Raw genomic sequence first — 20369 nt, forward strand, 5'->3', positions numbered from 1 at the left:
TGCTGATTTAAAGTGTGATATTATTTAAGACTAACTTTTTGTCCATCGAGCAAGGTTTGCAAACCCGCTGTAGCAACAATTTGTCCGGACTTCAGTCCATTTTTTACTTCGAATCCAACGGGTGATAGTTCTCCAATTGTAAAATGTTGTTTTTTTATCACTCCAACCGCATCATTTTGTTTCTCGATCACATAAACAAAGTTCCCTTTACTGTCTTCGCCTACTGCTGAAATTGGAACAATTAAAACTTCTTGATTATCTGTTTTTGGAAAGGTGAATGTGATATTGGCAGCCATTCCTGATTTTACGTCGGATGTTTCCCCTAAAAGTTTAATTCGTACAGGGTATGTGGCAGACCCACTTTCAACTGAAGGGGCAATTTCGTTAATTACACCATCAAAAGTTTTGCCTTGAAGAGCAGGAAATTTTGCCCTAACCTTCATGCCTTTGTGCACACGGTTAATGACATTCTCTGGCATCCCAAGGCTAATCTCCATAGAACGTCCAGCATTTAGAACTGCAATAAGGCTACCCGCACTTACATTTTCGTTGTTTTCTACATTTTTTGAAGCTATAATACCATCAGCAGGTGCGTAAATAATGCCGTAACCGACCTGTTTTTTCTGTATTTCAACGCTTCGTTTGGCTGACTCGAAGTTGGCTTCAGCCGAAGCAAATGAGGATTTAGCATTTTCATAATCACTTAGCGAAGCTGATCCTTTTTCGAATAAGGTTTTGGTTCTTTCCAGTGTAGATGTGCTGGTGTTTAAATTGGCTTTAGAACTATTTAAAGATGAAAGTGATTGTTCTAAAGACAGGCGAGCTTCTGAATTGTCAATTTGAGCAAGTAATTCTCCTTTTAAAACTTTTTGGCCTGCTGAAATATTCAAAGTGGTCAGAATACCACTGGTTCTGAAACTTAGGTTAATTTCTTTGTCAGATCTGGCGGTTCCATTAAAAGATCTAACCTGACCAATGCCTGAATAGGTTACCTCAGCATATTTTACCGGGCGTAATTTTTCTTTTTGTACGGGCTCTTTTTTGTTGGAGCAAGCCGAGGCAAATATCGAAATAGACAGAATTAATGTGTAATATATTGTTTTCATAAGATTATAATTTTATGTTTTTGTCTTACGGAACTTACCATTTAATCATTTTCTTGTATTCAGAAAGTTTTATAAATGGACGTTTCATATGCTTATGATTTTAATTTTTTTATCGAACAATTTTTTCTTTCACACGATTGATAAAAGCCTGATTTTCTTCTTCTGAATGGAGTATAAAGAAGTAGGACATGATTCTTTCAAGTTGCAAAATACTTAATTGAAAATTATAAGTTGCATTGGCTTGTTGCTGTTGAGCCTGAAAATAGGCTTGCTGCGAATCAATCAGGGAGGTAATGCCTATAGCTCCATTTGTATAGGAAACCTGCATTAATTCAAGACTCTCTTTAGCTGCTTCAGTCGAAACTTTTGATAGCTCAATACTAGAATATTGACTAATGATAGACAAGATAACATCATGCACATTTCTCTTGATTGAGACAATTGCATCGTCTTTTTGGATATTCAATTGTTCTCTTTGAATGAAGGATTTCTGTCTTTTAATGTTCCTCTGGTTTTTCTGAAAAATAGGAAGACTCAACTGTACACCAACATTATAATAGCCATCAGGTGCTCCTGTAAAGCCAGTTGGGTAGTTGGTTCCTTTTCCGTCTCTTGAAAAGGTGTGATTGTATTGTCCTTGTAAACCGATTGTGGGTAAAAACTTACTTCTTTGGTAAAGAAGCTCAGTTCGTTTACTTGCACTAATATTGTGTTGTAACGATTTTAACTCATGAGCATTTTCAATGGCAGTATCTTCAATAAAATGAGTGAATCTTTCCCTCAAAAAGGGATCGTCGAGCAGGTTAAAGAATTTAATATGACCTTCTTTATGATTTTTGGATTCAAAATCGATCACATCAATTCTAAGATCTATAGGATTATTTAAGATTTGATTCAATTCGTTGAAAGATTGGTTCAATGAAGTGTATCCATTAACAATGTTTTGTGTAGCTCTTGCCAATTCGCTCTTCCATCTTAAAACATCTGATTTTCCCGTTTGTCCGGCATCGTATTTTTGTTGTGCTATTTCGTAATTCTGACGCGTAACTCTTAAGTTTTCATCGTTAATTAAGAAGTTGGCTTTTGAGATAAGAGCGTTGTAGTACGCATATCCAGCATTAAAAATGGCATCTTTTTCTTTTGAATTATAATTTTCTTTACTGGCCTTCTCAATCTCTTTCTGAATCTTGATATTGGCACTTGCCTGCTCCGAAAAGATAAGTTGTTCAAAAGTTACTTTGCCAGATGTGGAGTACTCTGGATTTGATCCATTGGAAACTTTAGCAAGATCAGGATCGAGATGTGTTGCACTTGCCGAAGTAGACAGATCAGGAAGGTATTCACTCTTTGATAGCTTAACTTCTTGCGAAGCCAATTCGATATTTTTCTGTTCTGCTTTTAAGCCCAGATTCTGATCCAAAACTTGGTTCATAACTTCGGGGAGTGTATATCTCTTTTGATAAGAAATACGTTTGGCATTTCCTACTATATTAGTTCGTAGCAAGAAACTGTATTTTAGAGGGAAGTTGATTTGAAAAGCCGTTTCGATATTCAGTGATAGTTTTGCATCAATGTCCATATAAATGGGTAATTGTGATAAATTATCACCATTTACAGCCGCTTCTATATTCAAGGCGATGCGTCTGAAAAATTGTTCCAGATTATTAATAGGTTGTGAGGTTAGCAAAACGCCATAATTAGAAAAATGTTCATCCATAGAGGTGAATGTTGGTAGCTTCTTTGCATTGAATTTTTCGACTAAAGCGAGCTGCTCATCCTTGGTGAAAAATATGCCTCCAGATAAATAAATAGCATCCAAGTCTTCCAGTTTACCATCAATATCAGATGCCTTATCGATAGGGATAAGTTGATATTCGGCAGTAATATCATTGAATATCTGATCCAAGGTATTTTTTACAGGATAGATATCCATGAGATATTTATCGATGACGATTCCGATTTTGCGATAGGGGAATATTTCTTTGAATTGCAATAAATCTCTTTTATACGACTGTGGAGTCAGAATATAAGTCAGATTCGGAATGTTTGATGCAACTTGACTTTCGGGAAAACTAATGAAGTCATCGTTGATAACCCCAAAAAGAATCACAGGCTTTGGGAAGGTTTTATTTTTTGCAATAACCAGATTATTGATTGAGCCGAAAGAAAGAATCAGATCCACATCCTTGGCTGCAAGCATCTCTTCGTAATTGCTTTTGGCTTTATCAAGATTCAAATCATTGAGTAAAATGAATGAGTCTTTAAAAATGATATTCGCCGATTGACCAACAACTGACTTGATTTCATCTTTAAGTTGAACGAGAATTTGATCTGTTTCAGGTATAAGCTTATCGCCCAAAATAGCGATATGGTAATCTTTCTGTTGCTGAGCAAAACCAGCAAAAGAAGAGATTACTAAAATAAGTAGGATGAACTTTTTCTTCATGTTTAAATACATTTAGAACTTTTTTATAGTTGGGTGAATATTTTGCAAAAATACTGTCTAGTAATATACTAAAAAATTATAGTTGCTTAATCTCATTGAATTATTGGTAAATGAGTATAATAAGTAGGTGAATTTTATTTTTTTAGGCATTTCTTAAAAGCGGAAGCTTTATTTACAATTAAATCGTATTTGAAGTAGGGGATGGTTTTAAACTTCAATAGTTTGGAATTATAAGGGTAAGGATACGATTATAAGGTCTTTGAGTTTATGCTTCCATTAAGTTTTTCTATCTTTGCCCACTAAATAAAAAAAATACGACCCTTGGCACGACTTTTAGCTATAGATTACGGTAGAAAACGAGTAGGTTTAGCTGTAAGCGACCCAATGCAAATTATTGCAAACGGTTTGGATACGGTTCATGCCAAAGATGTTTTGGATTACCTTCAAAAGTATATGGAGACTGAAGAGGTTGAGTGTATTGTGGTAGGTTATCCTAAGCAACTGAATAATGAGGATAGTGAATCGATGAAGTATTTGAAACCTTTTCTTGGGCAGTTGAAGAAGCGATTCCCGGAAATGCCTATAGAAATGGTTGATGAGCGTTTTACATCTAAGTTAGCTTTTCAGACGATGATTGATGGTGGAATGACCAAAAAGCAGAGACAGAACAAGGCAATTATCGATCAAATTAGTGCGACCATTATACTGCAATCGTATATGGAAGCAAAAAGAAACATGTTTTAATAAATTACCAATTGACTTTGATCAGTTGATTTAAGCAGTAAAGAATGATATTACCTATTACAATATACGGGCATCCAGTTTTACGAAAAGTAGCGAAGGATATCGATAAGGATTATCCAGATTTGGAGAAATTTATGGCAGATATGTGGCAAACCATGTATTTTGCTGATGGTGTTGGTTTAGCAGCTCCACAAGTTGGACGATCAATTCGTATGTTTGTGCTCGATTGCTCAAACTTTGCTGATGAGGAGCCTGAATTGGAAGGTTTCAAAAAGATGTTTATTAATGCTCATATTACGGAACGTACTGGTGAAGAGTGGAGCATGTCAGAAGGCTGCTTGAGTATTCCTGGTTTAAACGAAGATGTCACTCGACCTGAGACAATCCGAATTGAATATTACGATGAAAACTGGGAGTTTCATGATGAAGAATATTCAGGCTTCGCGGCTCGAGTTATTCAGCACGAGTACGATCACTTAGACGGTATCATGTTTACTGACCATTGTTCTCCACTTCGTAAGCGTCTTTTAAAATCGAAGCTGACTGGTATTTCTAAGGGTAAATTCGACGCTAAATACCGTTTTAATCTAGCAAAATAATAAGACAGCAGAACTTAGTTTTCTAAGAAAATACGCTTAATATAAAATTTAAAATCCTCTTACTCTTCTGAGTATGAGGATTTTTTTTTTGATTTAATCAGCTTGCTTTACTAATTTAATATTTCTTTAAATATAGATAGTAAGATGTATTTCAGGGAATTCCTACACACTGTACCTTTTATTCGACTCCTATTACCTTTCAGTTTGGGAATAGTTTTGTCGGAGTTTTTTGTCGTGGAAAATGGGTTGATATATATTTCAATTATTCTCTCATTTATATCGCTCTTTGTTTTTCAAACGCTCCCTTTTTTCAGAAAATCATATGCGTACAGCTTTATTTATGGCATCTTCATTTTTCTTTTTTGTATAAGTTCTGGATATATAAGAGTCAATCACTCTAATGAAAAAATGGCATTATCATCGGTTGATTCTATTACCGCCTTTAAAGGAAGTTTAAAAAGGAGTCCTGACGAAAAAGCAAAATCGATGGCTTGTGTTATAGAACTAAAAGGGCTTTATAAAAATGATAGATGGGAAAAGGCTAATGCTCAGGCTTTATTATATCTGGCTAAAGACTCCTTATCCAAAGAATTAGAAATGGGAGATGAAATTTTGGTGTGGTCTATGCTCGAAAGAGTGAGGAATAATGGTAATCCCAACGAATTCGACTATGCGAAATATCTACAACATCGTTATATTTTATATTCGACCTATGTACGAGCTTCATCCTGGAAGTTGATAGAGAAAAATCAAAGTTTCAATTTTAAGCATCTAGCAGTTGTTTGGAGACAGAGGCTTTTAAATATCTATAAAAGGGCAGGCTTGAAGAATGAAGCCTATGAGATTTTAGCAGCTCTCACCTTAGGTGCTCGGGACGAAGTTTCGGAGGATGTAAAAACGGTTTGGTCGGCTGCAGGTGCAACTCATGTTTTGGCCGTTTCTGGCTTGCATGTTGGAATCATATTTGGCGTGATGCAATTTCTGCTTAGTTTTCTTGCAGGCTCCAAGCTTGGACGGTTTTTTAGAGGTGTGATACTCCTGGCCTGTTTGTGGTCATATGCTTTATTAACAGGCTTGTCTCCATCGGTAATGCGAGCTGCAAGTATGTTTTCTATTCTTGCTATTGCACTCATGATTAACCGAAAGGGAACCATTTATAATTCTTTGGCCATATCAGCTCTGCTATTGCTACTCATTAATCCTTTTGTTTTGTTCGATGTCGGTTTTCAGTTTTCATATTTAGCCGTTGTAAGTATTGTTTATTTCCAGCCCAAATTTGAAAATATGATTAAGCTAAATTCTTTTGTTTTGCGATGGACATGGCGATTATTTACGGTCTCTTTAGCAGCACAAATAGGAACGTTTCCTCTAGCTATCTATTACTTTCATCAGTTTCCTGCTTATTTTTTCTTATCAAATTTTGTGATTATACCTGTTGCTGGTTTATTGATTTATAGTTCAGCTTTATTGCTTATTTTCTCGGAAATCGATTTCATTACAAAATGGTTCACTTATTTGTTACAGCATTTTGTCGAATTGATTCACGGGTTGATTTATCAGATTCAAGCTTTGCCAGGTGCTTTAGTTGAAAGAATCACATTTACATCCTTACAGGTTGTACTTCTCTATGGTTTAATCATTGGATTAACATTCAGTATTCTTGGGAAAAGAAAGAAAGCTCTATTTGCTAGCTTAATAATTTTAATAGCCTTTCAGCTGATCAATATTTATGATCTGCATCAAAGTCAATCGTGCGAAATGCTTGTTTTTAACGCAAGCAAACAAACTGTTATTTGTATTCGGGATGGTCAGTCTGTATTAGTGTTGAGTGATACCCTACTTAATGAAAAACAGAAGAATCGTTTGGTTTACCCTTATGCTATGGCAAAAGGCGTGAAGAATTATTCTTATGAAGTTTTAAAAGATAACGACTTGCGTGTCATAAATGATAAAGTGATTGCAGTTCTTGGAGAATCTTCTCTAAAAGAACATGTCAAGGAACTGAATGCAGATTATATAATTTTGCGTAATAATGCTTTGAGAAAAGATAGGTATTTATCAGAAATCAATTGTGGAATGATTATTCGTGATGCTAGTAATTATAAAATGAAAAAAGAGAGAATGGCTGAGAATGTTTGGGATACCGAAAAGTTGGGAGCATGTATTATTTTTCTGGGGCAAAAATAAGACCCCATCTATATGCTTAGATGAGGTCAAAATAAATTTAAAGCTTAAGAATTAGACCTAAAGATAATGTTTCATGTGTTTTTTCACTAGGAATAATTACAGTTTTGTCTGCTTCGAAGTCAAGATCGTAATTAAAACTCAGACCTACGTTTTTGTGAAAATCAATATTAAAGCCTAACATTGCTCCAACTGTCTGTTTAAAAGGTTTAAGGATATTAATACCATATGCAAGTTTGGGTTTAATTTTCCATTTGGGAAATACATATTCCAATTGCAAGGGGATTTTATAACCATGTTTATTTGATAAGTATCCAGTTCTTAAATAAAGTTTTTCATTTAAACGGGGAAGCCAAATGTGGGCATAAATACCATATTGGTAATATTTCTCTTCATCTATTAAAATTTTGTGATTTACTAAGAGAGGTATATTATTATTACCGAGTTCATACATTGGAACAGTTTTTATAAAGGCCAATCGATTTACTTTTCCTCCAGCAACTTCAATATTTACTTTGATCGTTGGTGATTTTTTTTTGTAGGCCAAACATACACCTTCTCCACAAACAATGTTATTGTAGTCGGTAGCAAGTTTTATTAAACTTTTATGTGAAAGCTCTTTTAAACGTGAAATTCGAGATTTTAGGCTAGGCGCATCTTGCATATAGATATTGAAAATACCAATGTGTTTTGTTGATCCGTAAGAATAGATTTTATCGCCTTGATATTTTAAATTTTCTTCATAAGTAATCTTTCTAATTCCTAAACCATCTTTTTCTATATAGTAGTGGCGGCCTTTTAGATTTTTGTGAAAATAGATGCTGACTTGTCCTTTAATAAGGAATTCAAAGAATGATTTTTCCCCCTGAAAGTTTTTGGATACAAAATATTTACCATCAATAAATTTATAAGCAGAAATATCATCAGGTGTATAAGTAACCAAATTATCACCGTTTTTAAATCGGCATTTCTTATTCATGGAAATATCACCACGATAATCAATTTCTCCTTGAATTGTATCATTTGAATTTGTTATAACAAATCCTTTTTTAAAATTAGATTGAGCATTTAATATGCTATTGAGGCATAAAAATACCAATAGCATCATATTTTTTAATTTCATTTAATTAGTCGTTAGATTAGTTTTATTGGTCTTTGGGGGCGATAAATGTAGATAATTAATTTTAATCATTTGAACCACTATTTAAGATAAATGTTTCTATTTGGTTTTTTTTTTTCGCTTAAATAGTCAGGTTTTTAAGGCTGTGTATCGATTTGTCAAATACCCAATACATTATTTTTGGCATATATACCGTATATTTAAATGATATTGTTTTATTTTGCCCATTCATTTTTGGTCTATCTATATAAGTAGCTACTCTTTGATCAAAGAAGTGTCAAATTAAATACCGTTATGAAGATTGTAATTGCTGGAGCAGGCGCAGTAGGAACTCACCTGGCAAAAATGTTAAGTCATCAAGATCATGAAATTGTTTTGATTGACAGCGATGAAGAAAAACTAAAAATGATTGATTCTCACCTGGATCTCTTAACCATTGTAGGATCAAGTTCTTCTATAAAAGATCTAAAAGAAGCCAACGTTAAGAAGGCAGATCTGTTTATAGCTGTAACACAGTCAGAAGAAACCAATATCACTTCGAGTCTGCTAGCTAAGAAACTTGGTGCAAAACGTACTATTGCACGTATTAATAATCAAGAATACTTAATCCCCGAAAATAAGGAATTTCTAAAGAGTTTAGGAATAGATGAATTCGTTTATCCTGAACGATTGGCTGCAAAGGAAGTCATCAACTATTTATCACGTTCTGGAACGCGTCAGATGTACGAGTTTTCAGGTGGTAAATTATTGCTGTATGGTATTAAAATAAGCAGTAAGTCTGTGATTATGGATAAAACCTTAGCTGAGGTTGCGCAGATGACAGGTGATAATGATTATAGAGCTGTGGCTATTAAGCGTGATGGACAAACTATTATTCCACGTGGTCATAATCGATTTACAAGAGGCGACTTGGTTTTTGTAATCAGTAAAGCTGAAAGTATCGATAGAGTGATGGAACTTGCCGGGAAACAGAAATACAAAATTAAAAAAGCTATGATTCTTGGAGGAAGCCGTATCGGTCAGAAAACCGCCAGCGAATTGGAAAATAGCTTGGATCTTAAGTTGCTTGAGATTGATAAAAATAAAAGTATCAAACTTGCTGATGCTCTTGAAAGAACCTTGGTTATTAATGGTGACGGTCGTGATATGGATTTGTTGCGAGAAGAAGGAATTCAGAAGATGGATGCCTTTGTTGCCGTTACTGGAAATTCAGAGACTAATATTCTGGCCTGCTTGTTGGCAAGTAAGATGGGCGTGAAACGTACCATTGCTGAAGTTGAAAATATAGATTATATTGATTTGGCTGATAGTATTGGTGTGGGGGCTATGATTAATAAAAAGCTTCTAGCTGCGAGTTATATTTACCGATTCACCATGGATGCTAATGTTCAGCACTGCAAGTGGCTAACCGTTTCAGATGCTGAGGTTATTGAACTTGTAGTACAACCAAATTCCAAAATCACAATGGGTAAGTTGAAAGATATTGACTTTCCTGAGGATGCTAATATTGGAGGTATCATACGAGGAGATCAAGGCATTATTGCTATGGGTGATACTCAGATTCAGGAAGGTGATCAAGTTGTTGTCTTTACCTTGCCCTCAGCCATTAAGAAAGTTGAAAAGATTTTTAAATAGTTTGATATTGAATTTAAGTTTGAACTGTGATTAGAAAAAAAATAATATTCAACATCCTTGGAAAACTATTGGTTGGAGAAAGTGTCTTTCTGTTTCTTTCTTTATTGGTTTCTCTTATCTATCAAGAATCCGATACAATAGCTTTTCTTTATTCTGGTCTGATCACTTTTGCAGTGGGAGGATTGAGTTATTTGTCCTCGAAAGGCGTCAAAAAAGATATGGGAAAGCGTGAAGGCTACATCATTGTTAGTCTTGTATGGGTTGTATTTTCGATTTTTGGGTGTTTACCCTATTTGTTTGGTGGATATATTCCATCGGTTACGGATGCTTTTTTCGAAACCATGTCTGGTTTTACTACCACAGGTTCATCTATTTTAAATAATATTGAGGCATTGCCACATGGTATTTTGTTTTGGCGATCTTTAACTCAGTGGCTCGGAGGAATGGGAATTATTGTGATGTTCTTAGCCATTCTACCAACCCTTGGTATTGGTGGTCGTGAGCTTTTTATTGCAGAAGTTCCTGGACCTGCTCCTGATAAATTGACACCTAGAATTAAAGAAACTGCTCGCAATCTTTGGGGGTTATATGCCTTTTTTACTCTTGTTGAATGTATTTTATTGATGCTTGGTGGCATGACCTTTTTCGATGCGATAAACCATTCATTAACAACGATGGCAACTGGTGGTTATTCAACCAAACAGGCTAGTGTTGGTTATTTCGATTCAGCTTATCTTCAGTATGTTATTATTGCTTTCATGTTTATTGCTGGAACCAACTTCACTCTGTCTTATGCGGTGGTTACGGGTCGATTTCGTAAGGTGTTAAAGGATGAAGAATTCCGATTTTATTCCTATGTCGTTTTGTTATTCACGGTCATAATTACAACTGGAATCCTTATAACGTCAAATATGGGTTACGAGCAAGCTTTTCGTGATGCTCTATTTACTGTCGTATCTATTATAACAACAACCGGTTATGCAACGGCTGATTATTTGTTATGGATGCCCTTTTTAGGTATGCTAATTTTTGTATTGATGTTTGTAGGTGGCTCTGCTGGCTCTACGGGTGGAGGTGTGAAAGTTGTGAGAATACTACTTTTATTCAAGAACAGTTTTTATGAGTTAAAGCGATTGATTCATCCCAATGCTGTTATTCCAACACGATATAATCAGCGAGTAGTTGACGAACGTACGGTGACAAATATCCTTGCCTTTTTTGTTTTTTATATCATCATCTTCATGTTTTCAACTGTGGTGATGTCTTTTTGGAGTGCAGATATTTTCTCAGCCTTAAGTGCTGTGGCAACCACCTTAGGAAATATTGGCCCTGGATTTAGTGAGATTGGTCCGATGGAAAATTTTTCAAAATTGCCAGATTTTGCGAAATGGTTCCTCTCTTTCCTAATGCTATTGGGTCGATTAGAACTCTTTACTGTTTTGGTATTATTCTCGCCTTCTTTTTGGAAAGAATAGATAATGTTAAATCTAGAATATAAAAAATGCAGCTCAATAGGCTGCATTTTTGGATTATAATAGTTTTCAATTTTATAATTGACGCCTTCTGAATTCAGAGCAAACAATAGAACAGGCTACTGATACGTTTAATGATTCTGATGTAGCTTGATCGCTAGGGAAATTTGGAATAAATAATTTTTGGCTCACAAGGGGTTTCAATACCGCAGAGATACCTTTGCCTTCGTTGCCCATAATAATAAAACCTTTTGTACTGAGATCACTTTTATAAATTGTTTCTCCTTCAAGAAAAGTCCCATATACAGGGAAATTTGAAGATCCGAATTCATCTACAAGTAGTTGTAAATCTGTGTAGATGACTTTGACACGAGCTAATGCCCCCATAGTCGCTTGAATAACTTTTGGGTTGTATAAATCGACTGTATTTTTGGAGCAGAAAATATGCTGAATACCAAACCAATCAGCGATTCGAACAATCGTTCCTAAATTACCAGGGTCTTGCACATCATCAAGCAAAATAGATAAAGACTGATTAATCTCTTTTTTATCAAAGTCTGAATTTGGAATCTTGAAAACCCCGATGATATCAGAAGGTGTTTTTAGACTACTAATTTTTTTAAGATCTGAAGCATCACATTCAATGATTTCAGTTTTTATATTGTACTCTGGAAGATCACTTATAATCGCTTGTTTAGTGTGAATGATATACTTGGTTTCAAGTTTCGATTCTAATAAATCTGTGATTAATTTATATCCCTCAGCAACAAAAAGTTGATGTTGATCTCTAAATTTCTTTTTCTGTAAACTACTAATGAGTTTAATCTGATTTTTTGAAAGCACAATAATTGGATTGAATTTTTATCTTTGAAATACGATTCAGGCTAAAATGTTCTTGAAGATAAGTATCTTTGTAAAATTCGTAACTACTAATACAATACTCTACTTGAAACCTAATCATAAATACAAAAATAGTTATTTTTTTCTATCCTTAATCTTTGCCATATTTTTACTTATGGGAGCCGTGTCTTGCTCTACCACTAAGTATGTGGGGGATAATGAATATCTTTTAAGTAAGGTGAGTGTTAAAGTTGATGATAAAAATATTTCATCAAGCGAACTTAATCAAAATATTAAACAACAACCGAATATTAAGATTCTTGGTATCTGGAAGTTCCATCTGGGTTTATATAATCTTTCCGGGAAAAATAAAAAGAAAGGCATTAATAAGTGGTTAAGTCGAATTGGAGAGGAACCCGTTATTTATGAAGACTATCAAACTCAGAGATCAAAAGTTCAACTGGGTATTTATTTGAGAAAAAAAGGGTACTATAATGCAACTATTGAAGATACTGTAGTTTTTCGCAGAAAAAAGGCTAAGCTAAGATTCAAAATTACATCAGGAGAACCTTATCGATTTGGAAGTATTTTCAATGAAAAGGCAGCTTTACCTCGTAATTTTATTTCTCCATATCAAAATATTAAAGAAATAAGTGATAGTTCGCTCATTAGACAATATTTGGTTGCAGCCTCTGTTAATAGTAAAATTAAAACTGGGCAGAACGTAGATTCTGATATTTTGGGAAAAGAACGCGATCGCATTTCAAAGTTAATGAAGAATAAAGGGTATTTCAACTTTTCAAAGGAATACATCCATTTTATGATGGATAGTGTGGGGAAGGATCATCAGATGGATGTTTTTGTTGGGATTAAGAAGCCTCAGTCTTCCAATGTTGAGCGTAAGTACCGCATTAGATCTATCATCGTTAATTCCGATTACGATCCTAAGCCTATGTTATTGAACGACTCAGTATATTTAAGTAAGCTTGATACATTGAATCTAGGTAATTGCCAATTTATTTATACAGAGAAACTGAATATTAAACCCGATGTTATTATTAACTCATTGGGCTTTCAACCTGGCAGTCTCTATAATTTATCAGAGGTTGAGTACTCATACAGAAGATTGCAGGCCTTAAATCAATACAAGTTTGTAAATATTCGATTTGAAGTTGATACTGAAGCGGAAAATGAACTTGAAGGTAGTTTGAACTGTTTTATTCAACTATCGCCTCATAAAAGACAAGCTTATACGGTTGAACTTGAAGGAACCAACTCTTCGGGTAATATTGGTTTTGCAGGGAAAGTTAATTACCAACATAAAAATTTGTTGCGTGGTGCTGAGATCTTGGATATCCGTTTGTCGAATGCCACCGAAACGGTTAAGTCAAATGATAATAGAAATTTCTTTTCAAAAGAATATGGGGGTGAAATAAGCTTAAATACTCCTAAGTTTTTGTTCCCTTTTCTTACAGCGAATCGTTTTAGAAAGAAATATAATCCAAAATCAAGATTATCTTTAGCTTATAGTTATCAAAAACGTCCTGATTATACAAGGACACAGGCTGATGCCAGTTTTGGATATAATTGGAGATCATCAAGATATCTTACGCATACGCTTAATCTAATTGAGTTGAGTTTTGTTGAGGTTAAGAATTTGAGTCAAGATTTTATTGATGATATAAATAATCTATATATCGCCAATTCTTTTACTGATCACGTGATATCTACAACTCGATATTCCTTAGTTTTTAATAATCAAAATCTGAATAAGCTTAGTAATTATAATTATTTACGATTTAGTTTTGAAACAGCAGGGAATACATTGAACACCTTTGATAAACTTCTCGGTTCAAAGAAGAATATGGATTACAATGATAACGGCGAGTTAGAGGGAACTTATTATGATCTTTTGGGAATTCGATACGCACAATATATAAAAGCAGATATTGACTATCGATACAATTGGCACCTGAATAAGGCAAATACATTTGTTGGGCGCTTATTTATGGGTTTGGGATATGCCTATGGAAATCTTAAAGTTCTTCCTTTCGAGAAAAGTTACTTTTCTGGAGGTGCTAATGGCATTCGTGCTTGGCAAGTTCGCTCTCTCGGACCAGGTTCTTATTCTAATGATGAAGCTGTCTATCCTAATAATACTGCCGATTTTAAATTGGAAGGTAATTTAGAATACCGCTTTAAGTTGGTTTGGAAATTTGAAGGCGCTATGTTTATTGATGCTGGAAATATATGGGCTATTTCATCTAAAGATGATCGTCCTGGAGCTAAATTTGATATGAAGAACTTCTATAAAGAGGTTGCAGTTGGAACTGGTGTAGGAGCCCGTGTTGACCTGAATTTTATTCTTTTCAGATTGGATTTAGGGCTTAAATTAAGAGATCCATCATTGGCAGGGGATAAACGCTGGATTATTGGAAATCGCCCATTTAGCTTCTCTCAACTGACCTATAATATCGGTATCGGCTATCCATTTTAAATTGCATTCGATTGCGGAATTTTCTTCGTAAAAAAAGGAGGTAAGTTCTATTATTTCTTTTTAACTTCGTACTTAAATTGAGTATATATCTAGTTGATATTACTAAATTTTATGAAAATCCGAACCATTTAATAAAATTAGATTACAAGAATTTAATCTTGTTTCGATACTGAAATTTGAGTAAATTCTATTCAATGTTTATTGAGTAAATCTTATCAAAAATTATCACATATGAAAAAAGTATTAGAAGTAGTTAAGCCAGGTGTAATCACGGGTGACGATGTACAAAAATTATTTCAGGTTGCGAAACAAGAAGGATTCGCTATTCCTGCTGTAAATGTAGTAAATACAAATTCGATCAATGCAGCTCTTGAAGCTGGACGCGAAGCTAACTCTCCTATTATTATTCAATTCTCAAATGGTGGAGCTTCTTTCTTTTCAGGTAAAGGAATTGGTGCTACAGGTCATGATGCTGCAATTATTGGTGCTGTTGCAGGTGCTAAGTATGTTCACGCCGTAGCTGAGCATTATGGTATTCCAGTTATTTTGCATACTGATCACGCTGCTAAAAAATTATTACCTTGGATCGACGGTCTTTTGGCTGCTGGGGAAGAATTTTTTGCTCAAACAGGTAAGCCATTGTTTAGTTCTCATATGTTAGACTTATCAGAAGAGTCTTTAGAAGAAAATATTGGTACTTGTGCTAAGTATTTAGAGCGTATGAGTAAAATCAATATGACTATTGAAATTGAATTGGGTTGTACTGGTGGAGAAGAAGATGGTGTTGATAACACTGATATGGATAACTCATTATTGTATACTCAGCCTGCAGATGTTGCATTAGCTTATGAAACATTGTTGAAAGTATCTCCTCGTTTCACGATCGCGGCTTCTTTTGGTAATGTACATGGTGTATACAAGCCAGGTAATGTTGTCTTGACTCCAAAGATTCTTTTAAACTCACAGTCATTTATTTCAGAGAAATATGGCGTTGCTGAGAACACAGTTGATTTCGTATTCCATGGTGGATCGGGTTCTTCTCTAGAAGAAATTCGTGAAGCAATTTCATATGGTGTTGTTAAAATGAATATCGATACTGATACACAGTGGGCATGTTGGAATGGCGTTCGTGAGTATGAAGCTGCTAACCGCGAATACTTGCAAGGACAAATTGGTAACCCTGATGGTGAAGAGAAACCAAACAAGAAATATTACGATCCACGTGTATGGTTACGTTCTGGTGAGGTTTCAATGAAAGATCGTTTAGTTGTTGCATGTAATGACTTAAATTCAGTTGGACGTAACTAATAGCTTCCATACTATAAATTTCAAAACCCGGACAATCTCCGGGTTTTTTTGTGCCCACATAATAATGATGATCAAATAACTTGTCAGATTTTGAGAATTTGGTTTCTTTATAGACTGATTATTCTAATCAGCTAATCCTAAATTGATAAAAGCCCCAATTCTATATGAAATCAGATAAAATACCCCAGATAAGAGATGTCTTTTCAAGTAAAATAGGTGTGATAGCCGCTGCTGCAGGATCTGCTGTAGGCTTGGGGAATATATGGAAATTCCCCTATATCACAGGTGTGTACGGTGGAGCAGCGTTTCTTTTTGTATATCTTGGTTTTATTGCACTTATTGGTTTGCCCATTATGCTTTCTGAGTTTATGATTGGTCGTAAGTCTAGGAGTAATGTATTTGGCGCATTCAAAAACTTAGCACCCAATTCTCCATGGAAATATGTGGGGCTCTTAGGTGTTGCAGCAGCTGTTATGATTCTTTCATTTTATGGGGTAGTTGCTGGTTGGAGTATTGATTATATCGTAAAATCTTTGACCGATGGTTTCGCTTCAAAAAGCCCTGATGAACTGGGGATAATGTTTACTCAATTTATTGAGACGCCAGGCTTGCCTATTTTTTATCAGCTCTTATTTATGCTGATGACAATGGCTATTGTTATTATTGGAGTGAAAGATGGTATTGAGAAATATGCAAAGATTCTAATGCCAATTTTGATTTTGATTATAATTGTTCTCGATATTAGAGCGGTTACCCTTGATGGTGCTAAAGAAGGTTTGAATTTTTTATTTCATCCAGATTTCTCTAAGCTGACTGCTGATGGCGTTTTAAGTGCTTTGGGACATGCCTTCTTTTCTTTGAGTCTAGGGATGGGAACTTTGATTACGTATGGTTCCTATATAGGAAAGCAGAATAATTTAGCAAAAACAGCTTTAATAGTAACTGTGTCCGATACACTCATTGCTATTCTTGCAGGTATAGCAATTTTCCCTGCGGTATTTGCTTTTGGTATCGAACCCAGCAGTGGACCTGGACTTGTTTTTATAACCCTACCTAATGTGTTTCAGCAAATGCCTGGCGGTTTCTTCTTTTCAATCTTATTCTTCCTTTTATTAACAGTGGCTGCGCTCACCTCATCGATTTCTATTCTCGAGGTGGTTGGGGCTTATTTTAGAGAAGAATTAAAGATAAAAAGAAATTTGGCGACGGTTTTGGCAACCGTAATGATTTCTATTGTTGGGATTTTTTGCTCTCTATCGATGGGTATGTTTAAAGAGCAGACTTTATTTGGTTTAAATTTCTTTGATTTGCTCGATTGGATATCTGCCAATATGCTCTTGCCTTTAGGTGGCCTTTTTATTTCACTATTTATGGGTTGGTATTGGGGACGTAAAATGATAGAAGATGAGTTGGCAAATGGATCAAAACTTTCCCGAGGATTGATTTCAGCTTTTATTTTTGTGCTTAAATTTATTGCTCCTGGTGCAATTGCTATCGTCTTTTTAAATGGTTTAGGTGTTTTCTAAATTAATTTAGATTCTATTTAGGCTATAGGGAGGACTTCATAATTACTCTACTCTTGTATATACTGTATATTACTGCACTTTTACAGTCAATTTGATTATTGACAAAAATATTTTTTAGGACGTCGAAAATAGATTTTTTTTGGTGGACGTAAATATAGCATTTCCTTTGATTTAGGGTAGGGTTTGTACCCGTTATTCAAGCCCTAAAATATGATGTAAAACACATGTTTTTCTGAATCGTGTAATTATAAAAACTCTATGTTTGTTACGAATAAAGGAATAATTCTTCATTCTAAATACGTAGGTTACTAAACTAACATAACCGTATCAAACAACAATGATTGACGCATATTTAAAACACGAAGCAGCCCGCGCTACCAAAGGTATCCCGGCTTTGCCATTGAACGCAGAACAGACTGCTGAACTTTGCAAATTATTAATAAATCCTCCTGCTGGAAAAGAGGATTTTCTTTTGCATTTATTCAAAGAAAGAATCGCTCCTGGAGTTGACGAGTCAACAGAAGTAAAAGCTGAGTTTTTAGGACAGCTTTTAAGAAGTGAGTTGAGTTCTCCATTGATCTCTAAATCCGATGCTATCGAGATATTGGGTACTATGATGGGTGGATACAACGTAACGATGTTGGTTGAAGCACTTCAAGACCCTGCTTTAGCTGAAGAAGCTGCAGAAGCGCTTAAGGGGATTATCTTAGTTTATGATTCTTATTACACCATTTTGGAGCTTTCTAAAACCAATGCAGCTGCAAAAAGTGTTATTGAATCTTGGGCTAATGCTGAGTGGTTCACTAAACGTGAAGAATTAGCTGAAGAAATCAAATTAAAAGTTTATAAGGTAGAAGGTGAAATCAATACTGATGATTTCTCTCCTGCTTCTCAGGCGTTTACTCGTCCTGATATTCCATTGCACGCTTTGGCTATGGGAGCTGGTCGTTTCGAAGATGGTAACGAAACGATTGCTCAGTACCGTAAAGATGGTCATAAGGTTGCCTTTGTAGGTGATGTGGTGGGAACTGGTTCTTCTCGTAAATCTGCTGCGAACTCTTTGTTATGGCATATTGGTGAGGATATTCCTTGTGTTCCTAACAAGCGTACTGCTGGTGTTGTTATTGGTGGTGCTATCGCTCCAATTTTCTACAATACTTGTCAGGATTCTGGTGGACTTCCTATTATTACCGATGTGTCTCAGTTGAATACTGGTGACGAAATTGTTATCAATAATGTTAAAGGTGAGATTACTCGCAATGGTGAAGTGATTTCTACTTATTCTTTAGCACCTGATACGATGACTGATGAGTACCGTGCTGGTGGTCGTATCCCTTTGATTATTGGAAAAGCACTTACCGAAAAATCACGTGCTGCTTTAGGTTTACCTGCTACTGATATTTTTACTGTTGCTAATAACCCTCAGCCTAAGGCTAACCAAGGTTATACTATGGCTCAGAAAATAGTAGGTAAGGCTTGTGGTGTTGAAGGTGTATTACCAGGATCATCATGTGCGCCTAAAATGACGACTGTAGGTTCTCAGGATACAACTGGTCCTATGACTCGTGATGAAATCAAGGAATTAGCTTGTTTGAGTTTCGAAGCGCCTATGTTTATGCAATCTTTCTGTCATACTGCAGCTTATCCAAAAGCGACTGACGTGGCAATGCACAAATCTATGCCTAAGTTCATGTCTGAGCGTAAAGGTGTGCCTTTGAAGCAAGGTGATGGTGTTATCCATTCATGGTTGAACCGTTTATTGGTTCCTGATACTGTTGGTACAGGTGGTGACTCTCATACACGTTTCCCATTGGGTATTTCTTTCCCAGCTGGTTCAGGTTTGGTTGCTTTTGCAGGAGCTCTAGGTTTCATGCCTTTGGATATGCCAGAATCTGTATTAATCAAATTTAAAGGCAAGCTTAACCCAGGTATCACTTTACGTGATGTGGTAAATGCGATTCCATATTTTGCGATTCAAAACGGACAATTAACTGTTCCTAAGAAAAACAAAATCAATATTTTCAACGGTAAAATTATCGAGATGGAAGGTCTTGAAGATATTACAGTTGAGCAAGCTTTCGAATTAACTGATGCAACTGCTGAGCGTTCTGCTGCTGCAGGTTGTATTAAGTTATCCGAAGAGCGTGTTATCGAGTATGTGAAGTCTAACGTTGCCTTGATGGAATCAATGATCAAGATGGGCTACGATGATGCAACAACGATTCAGAATCGTATTGATGCTTGTAACGAGTGGTTGGCTAACCCAGTGTTGCTTTCTAGAGACGAGAATGCTGAATATGCTGAGGTAATCGAAATCGATCTTTCTGAAATTACTGAGCCTATCCTTTGTTGTCCTAACGACCCGGATGATGTGAAGTTGCTTTCTGAAGTTCAAGGTGCTGAAATTCAGGATGTATTCATCGGTTCTTGTATGACAAACATTGGTCACTTCCGTGCTTGTGAAAAAGTTTGGAGTGGATTAACTCCTAGCGATAAAGTAAGAACATATATGGCTCCTCCTACACGTATGGATGCTGCTGTATTGAAAGAAGAAGCTACTTTTGCGACTTTCTCTCAGTTGGGTGTTCGTATCGAAACGCCAGGATGTTCATTATGTATGGGGAACCAACTTCGTGTTCCAGATAAGGTGAATGTATATTCTACTTCAACTCGTAACTTCAACAACCGTATGGGTACTGGTGCTCAAGTTTACTTGGGTTCTGCCGAACTTGGTGCTATTGTAGCTGTTTTAGGTAAATTACCTTCTCCTGCTGAGTATATGGAAATATACAATGAGAAAATTGCTGATCACGAAGAGGAAGTATATAAATACATGCAGTTTGACGAAATGGATATGGAGGATGCTCTATATCAGCGTCGCGATCTGTAATT

General features: G+C 35.5%; 13 protein-coding genes. 9 read left to right on the forward strand and 4 right to left on the reverse strand.

The features are described 5' to 3' along the window. Positions 1-20: 20 nt before the first annotated feature. Together DWB61_RS02705 and DWB61_RS02710 are read right to left on the reverse strand one after the other, a co-directional pair. Complete coding sequence (locus tag DWB61_RS02705; protein ID WP_125029356.1) at positions 21-1106, reverse strand: efflux RND transporter periplasmic adaptor subunit; 1086 nt, start codon at positions 1104-1106, stop codon at positions 21-23. A gap of 109 nt (positions 1107-1215) precedes the next feature. After that, a complete protein-coding gene (locus DWB61_RS02710) occupies positions 1216-3552 on the reverse strand; it encodes a TolC family protein (RefSeq protein WP_158614353.1) in 2337 nt (778 codons plus the stop codon). A 321-nt stretch (positions 3553-3873) separates the two neighbouring features. Here DWB61_RS02710 and ruvX point away from each other — a divergent pair, with 321 nt between their 5' ends. From ruvX to DWB61_RS02725, 3 genes are all read left to right on the forward strand, one after another. Continuing rightward, positions 3874-4296 (forward strand): Holliday junction resolvase RuvX, encoded by a 423-nt coding sequence (gene ruvX / locus DWB61_RS02715; protein ID WP_125029358.1) that lies wholly within the window; start codon positions 3874-3876, stop codon positions 4294-4296. 44 nt (positions 4297-4340) lie between these two features. After that, positions 4341-4895, forward strand: coding sequence for a peptide deformylase (gene def / locus DWB61_RS02720; RefSeq protein WP_125029359.1), 555 nt, complete (start codon positions 4341-4343; stop codon positions 4893-4895). 144 nt (positions 4896-5039) lie between these two features. Next, positions 5040-7082: a ComEC/Rec2 family competence protein gene (locus DWB61_RS02725; protein ID WP_125029360.1), complete on the forward strand. Its 2043-nt coding sequence runs from the start codon at positions 5040-5042 to the stop codon at positions 7080-7082. A gap of 37 nt (positions 7083-7119) precedes the next feature. On the opposite strand, the gene DWB61_RS02730 is transcribed toward DWB61_RS02725, so the two are convergent. Then, a complete protein-coding gene (locus DWB61_RS02730) occupies positions 7120-8202 on the reverse strand; it encodes a hypothetical protein (RefSeq protein WP_125029361.1) in 1083 nt (360 codons plus the stop codon). Positions 8203-8493: 291 nt separating this feature from the next. On the opposite strand from DWB61_RS02730, the gene trkA reads away from it, so the two are divergent. Together trkA and DWB61_RS02740 are read left to right on the forward strand one after the other, a co-directional pair. After that, a complete protein-coding gene (trkA, locus tag DWB61_RS02735; RefSeq protein ID WP_125029362.1) occupies positions 8494-9834 on the forward strand; it encodes a Trk system potassium transporter TrkA in 1341 nt (446 codons plus the stop codon). Between the two features lie 26 nt (positions 9835-9860). Continuing rightward, complete coding sequence (locus tag DWB61_RS02740; protein WP_125029363.1) at positions 9861-11309, forward strand: TrkH family potassium uptake protein; 1449 nt, start codon at positions 9861-9863, stop codon at positions 11307-11309. Positions 11310-11381: 72 nt separating this feature from the next. On the opposite strand, the gene DWB61_RS02745 is transcribed toward DWB61_RS02740, so the two are convergent. Beyond that, the gene (locus tag DWB61_RS02745) at positions 11382-12149 is read right to left on the reverse strand and encodes a TrmH family RNA methyltransferase (protein WP_125029364.1); all 768 of its coding nucleotides are present in this window, start codon (positions 12147-12149) and stop codon (positions 11382-11384) included. A 103-nt stretch (positions 12150-12252) separates the two neighbouring features. On the opposite strand from DWB61_RS02745, the gene tamL reads away from it, so the two are divergent. From tamL to DWB61_RS02765, 4 genes are all read left to right on the forward strand, one after another. After that, positions 12253-14643, forward strand: coding sequence for a translocation and assembly module lipoprotein TamL (gene tamL, locus DWB61_RS02750; protein ID WP_158614354.1), 2391 nt, complete (start codon positions 12253-12255; stop codon positions 14641-14643). 231 nt (positions 14644-14874) lie between these two features. Next, on the forward strand, positions 14875-15951 hold the full coding sequence (gene fbaA / locus DWB61_RS02755; protein WP_125029366.1) for a class II fructose-bisphosphate aldolase: 1077 nt from the start codon (positions 14875-14877) through the stop codon (positions 15949-15951). Positions 15952-16115: 164 nt separating this feature from the next. Next, the gene (locus DWB61_RS02760) at positions 16116-17477 is read left to right on the forward strand and encodes a sodium-dependent transporter (protein ID WP_125029367.1); all 1362 of its coding nucleotides are present in this window, start codon (positions 16116-16118) and stop codon (positions 17475-17477) included. 337 nt (positions 17478-17814) lie between these two features. Continuing rightward, positions 17815-20367 carry a bifunctional aconitate hydratase 2/2-methylisocitrate dehydratase gene (locus DWB61_RS02765; RefSeq protein ID WP_125029368.1) on the forward strand — a complete coding sequence of 851 codons (2553 nt, stop codon included), beginning with the start codon at positions 17815-17817 and terminating at the stop codon, positions 20365-20367. The last annotated feature ends 2 nt before the right edge of the window (positions 20368-20369 follow it).

Origin of the sequence: Ancylomarina euxina, from assembly GCF_003863355.1 — a bacterium.
In the GTDB taxonomy this organism is placed as follows: domain Bacteria; phylum Bacteroidota; class Bacteroidia; order Bacteroidales; family Marinifilaceae; genus Ancylomarina; species Ancylomarina euxinus.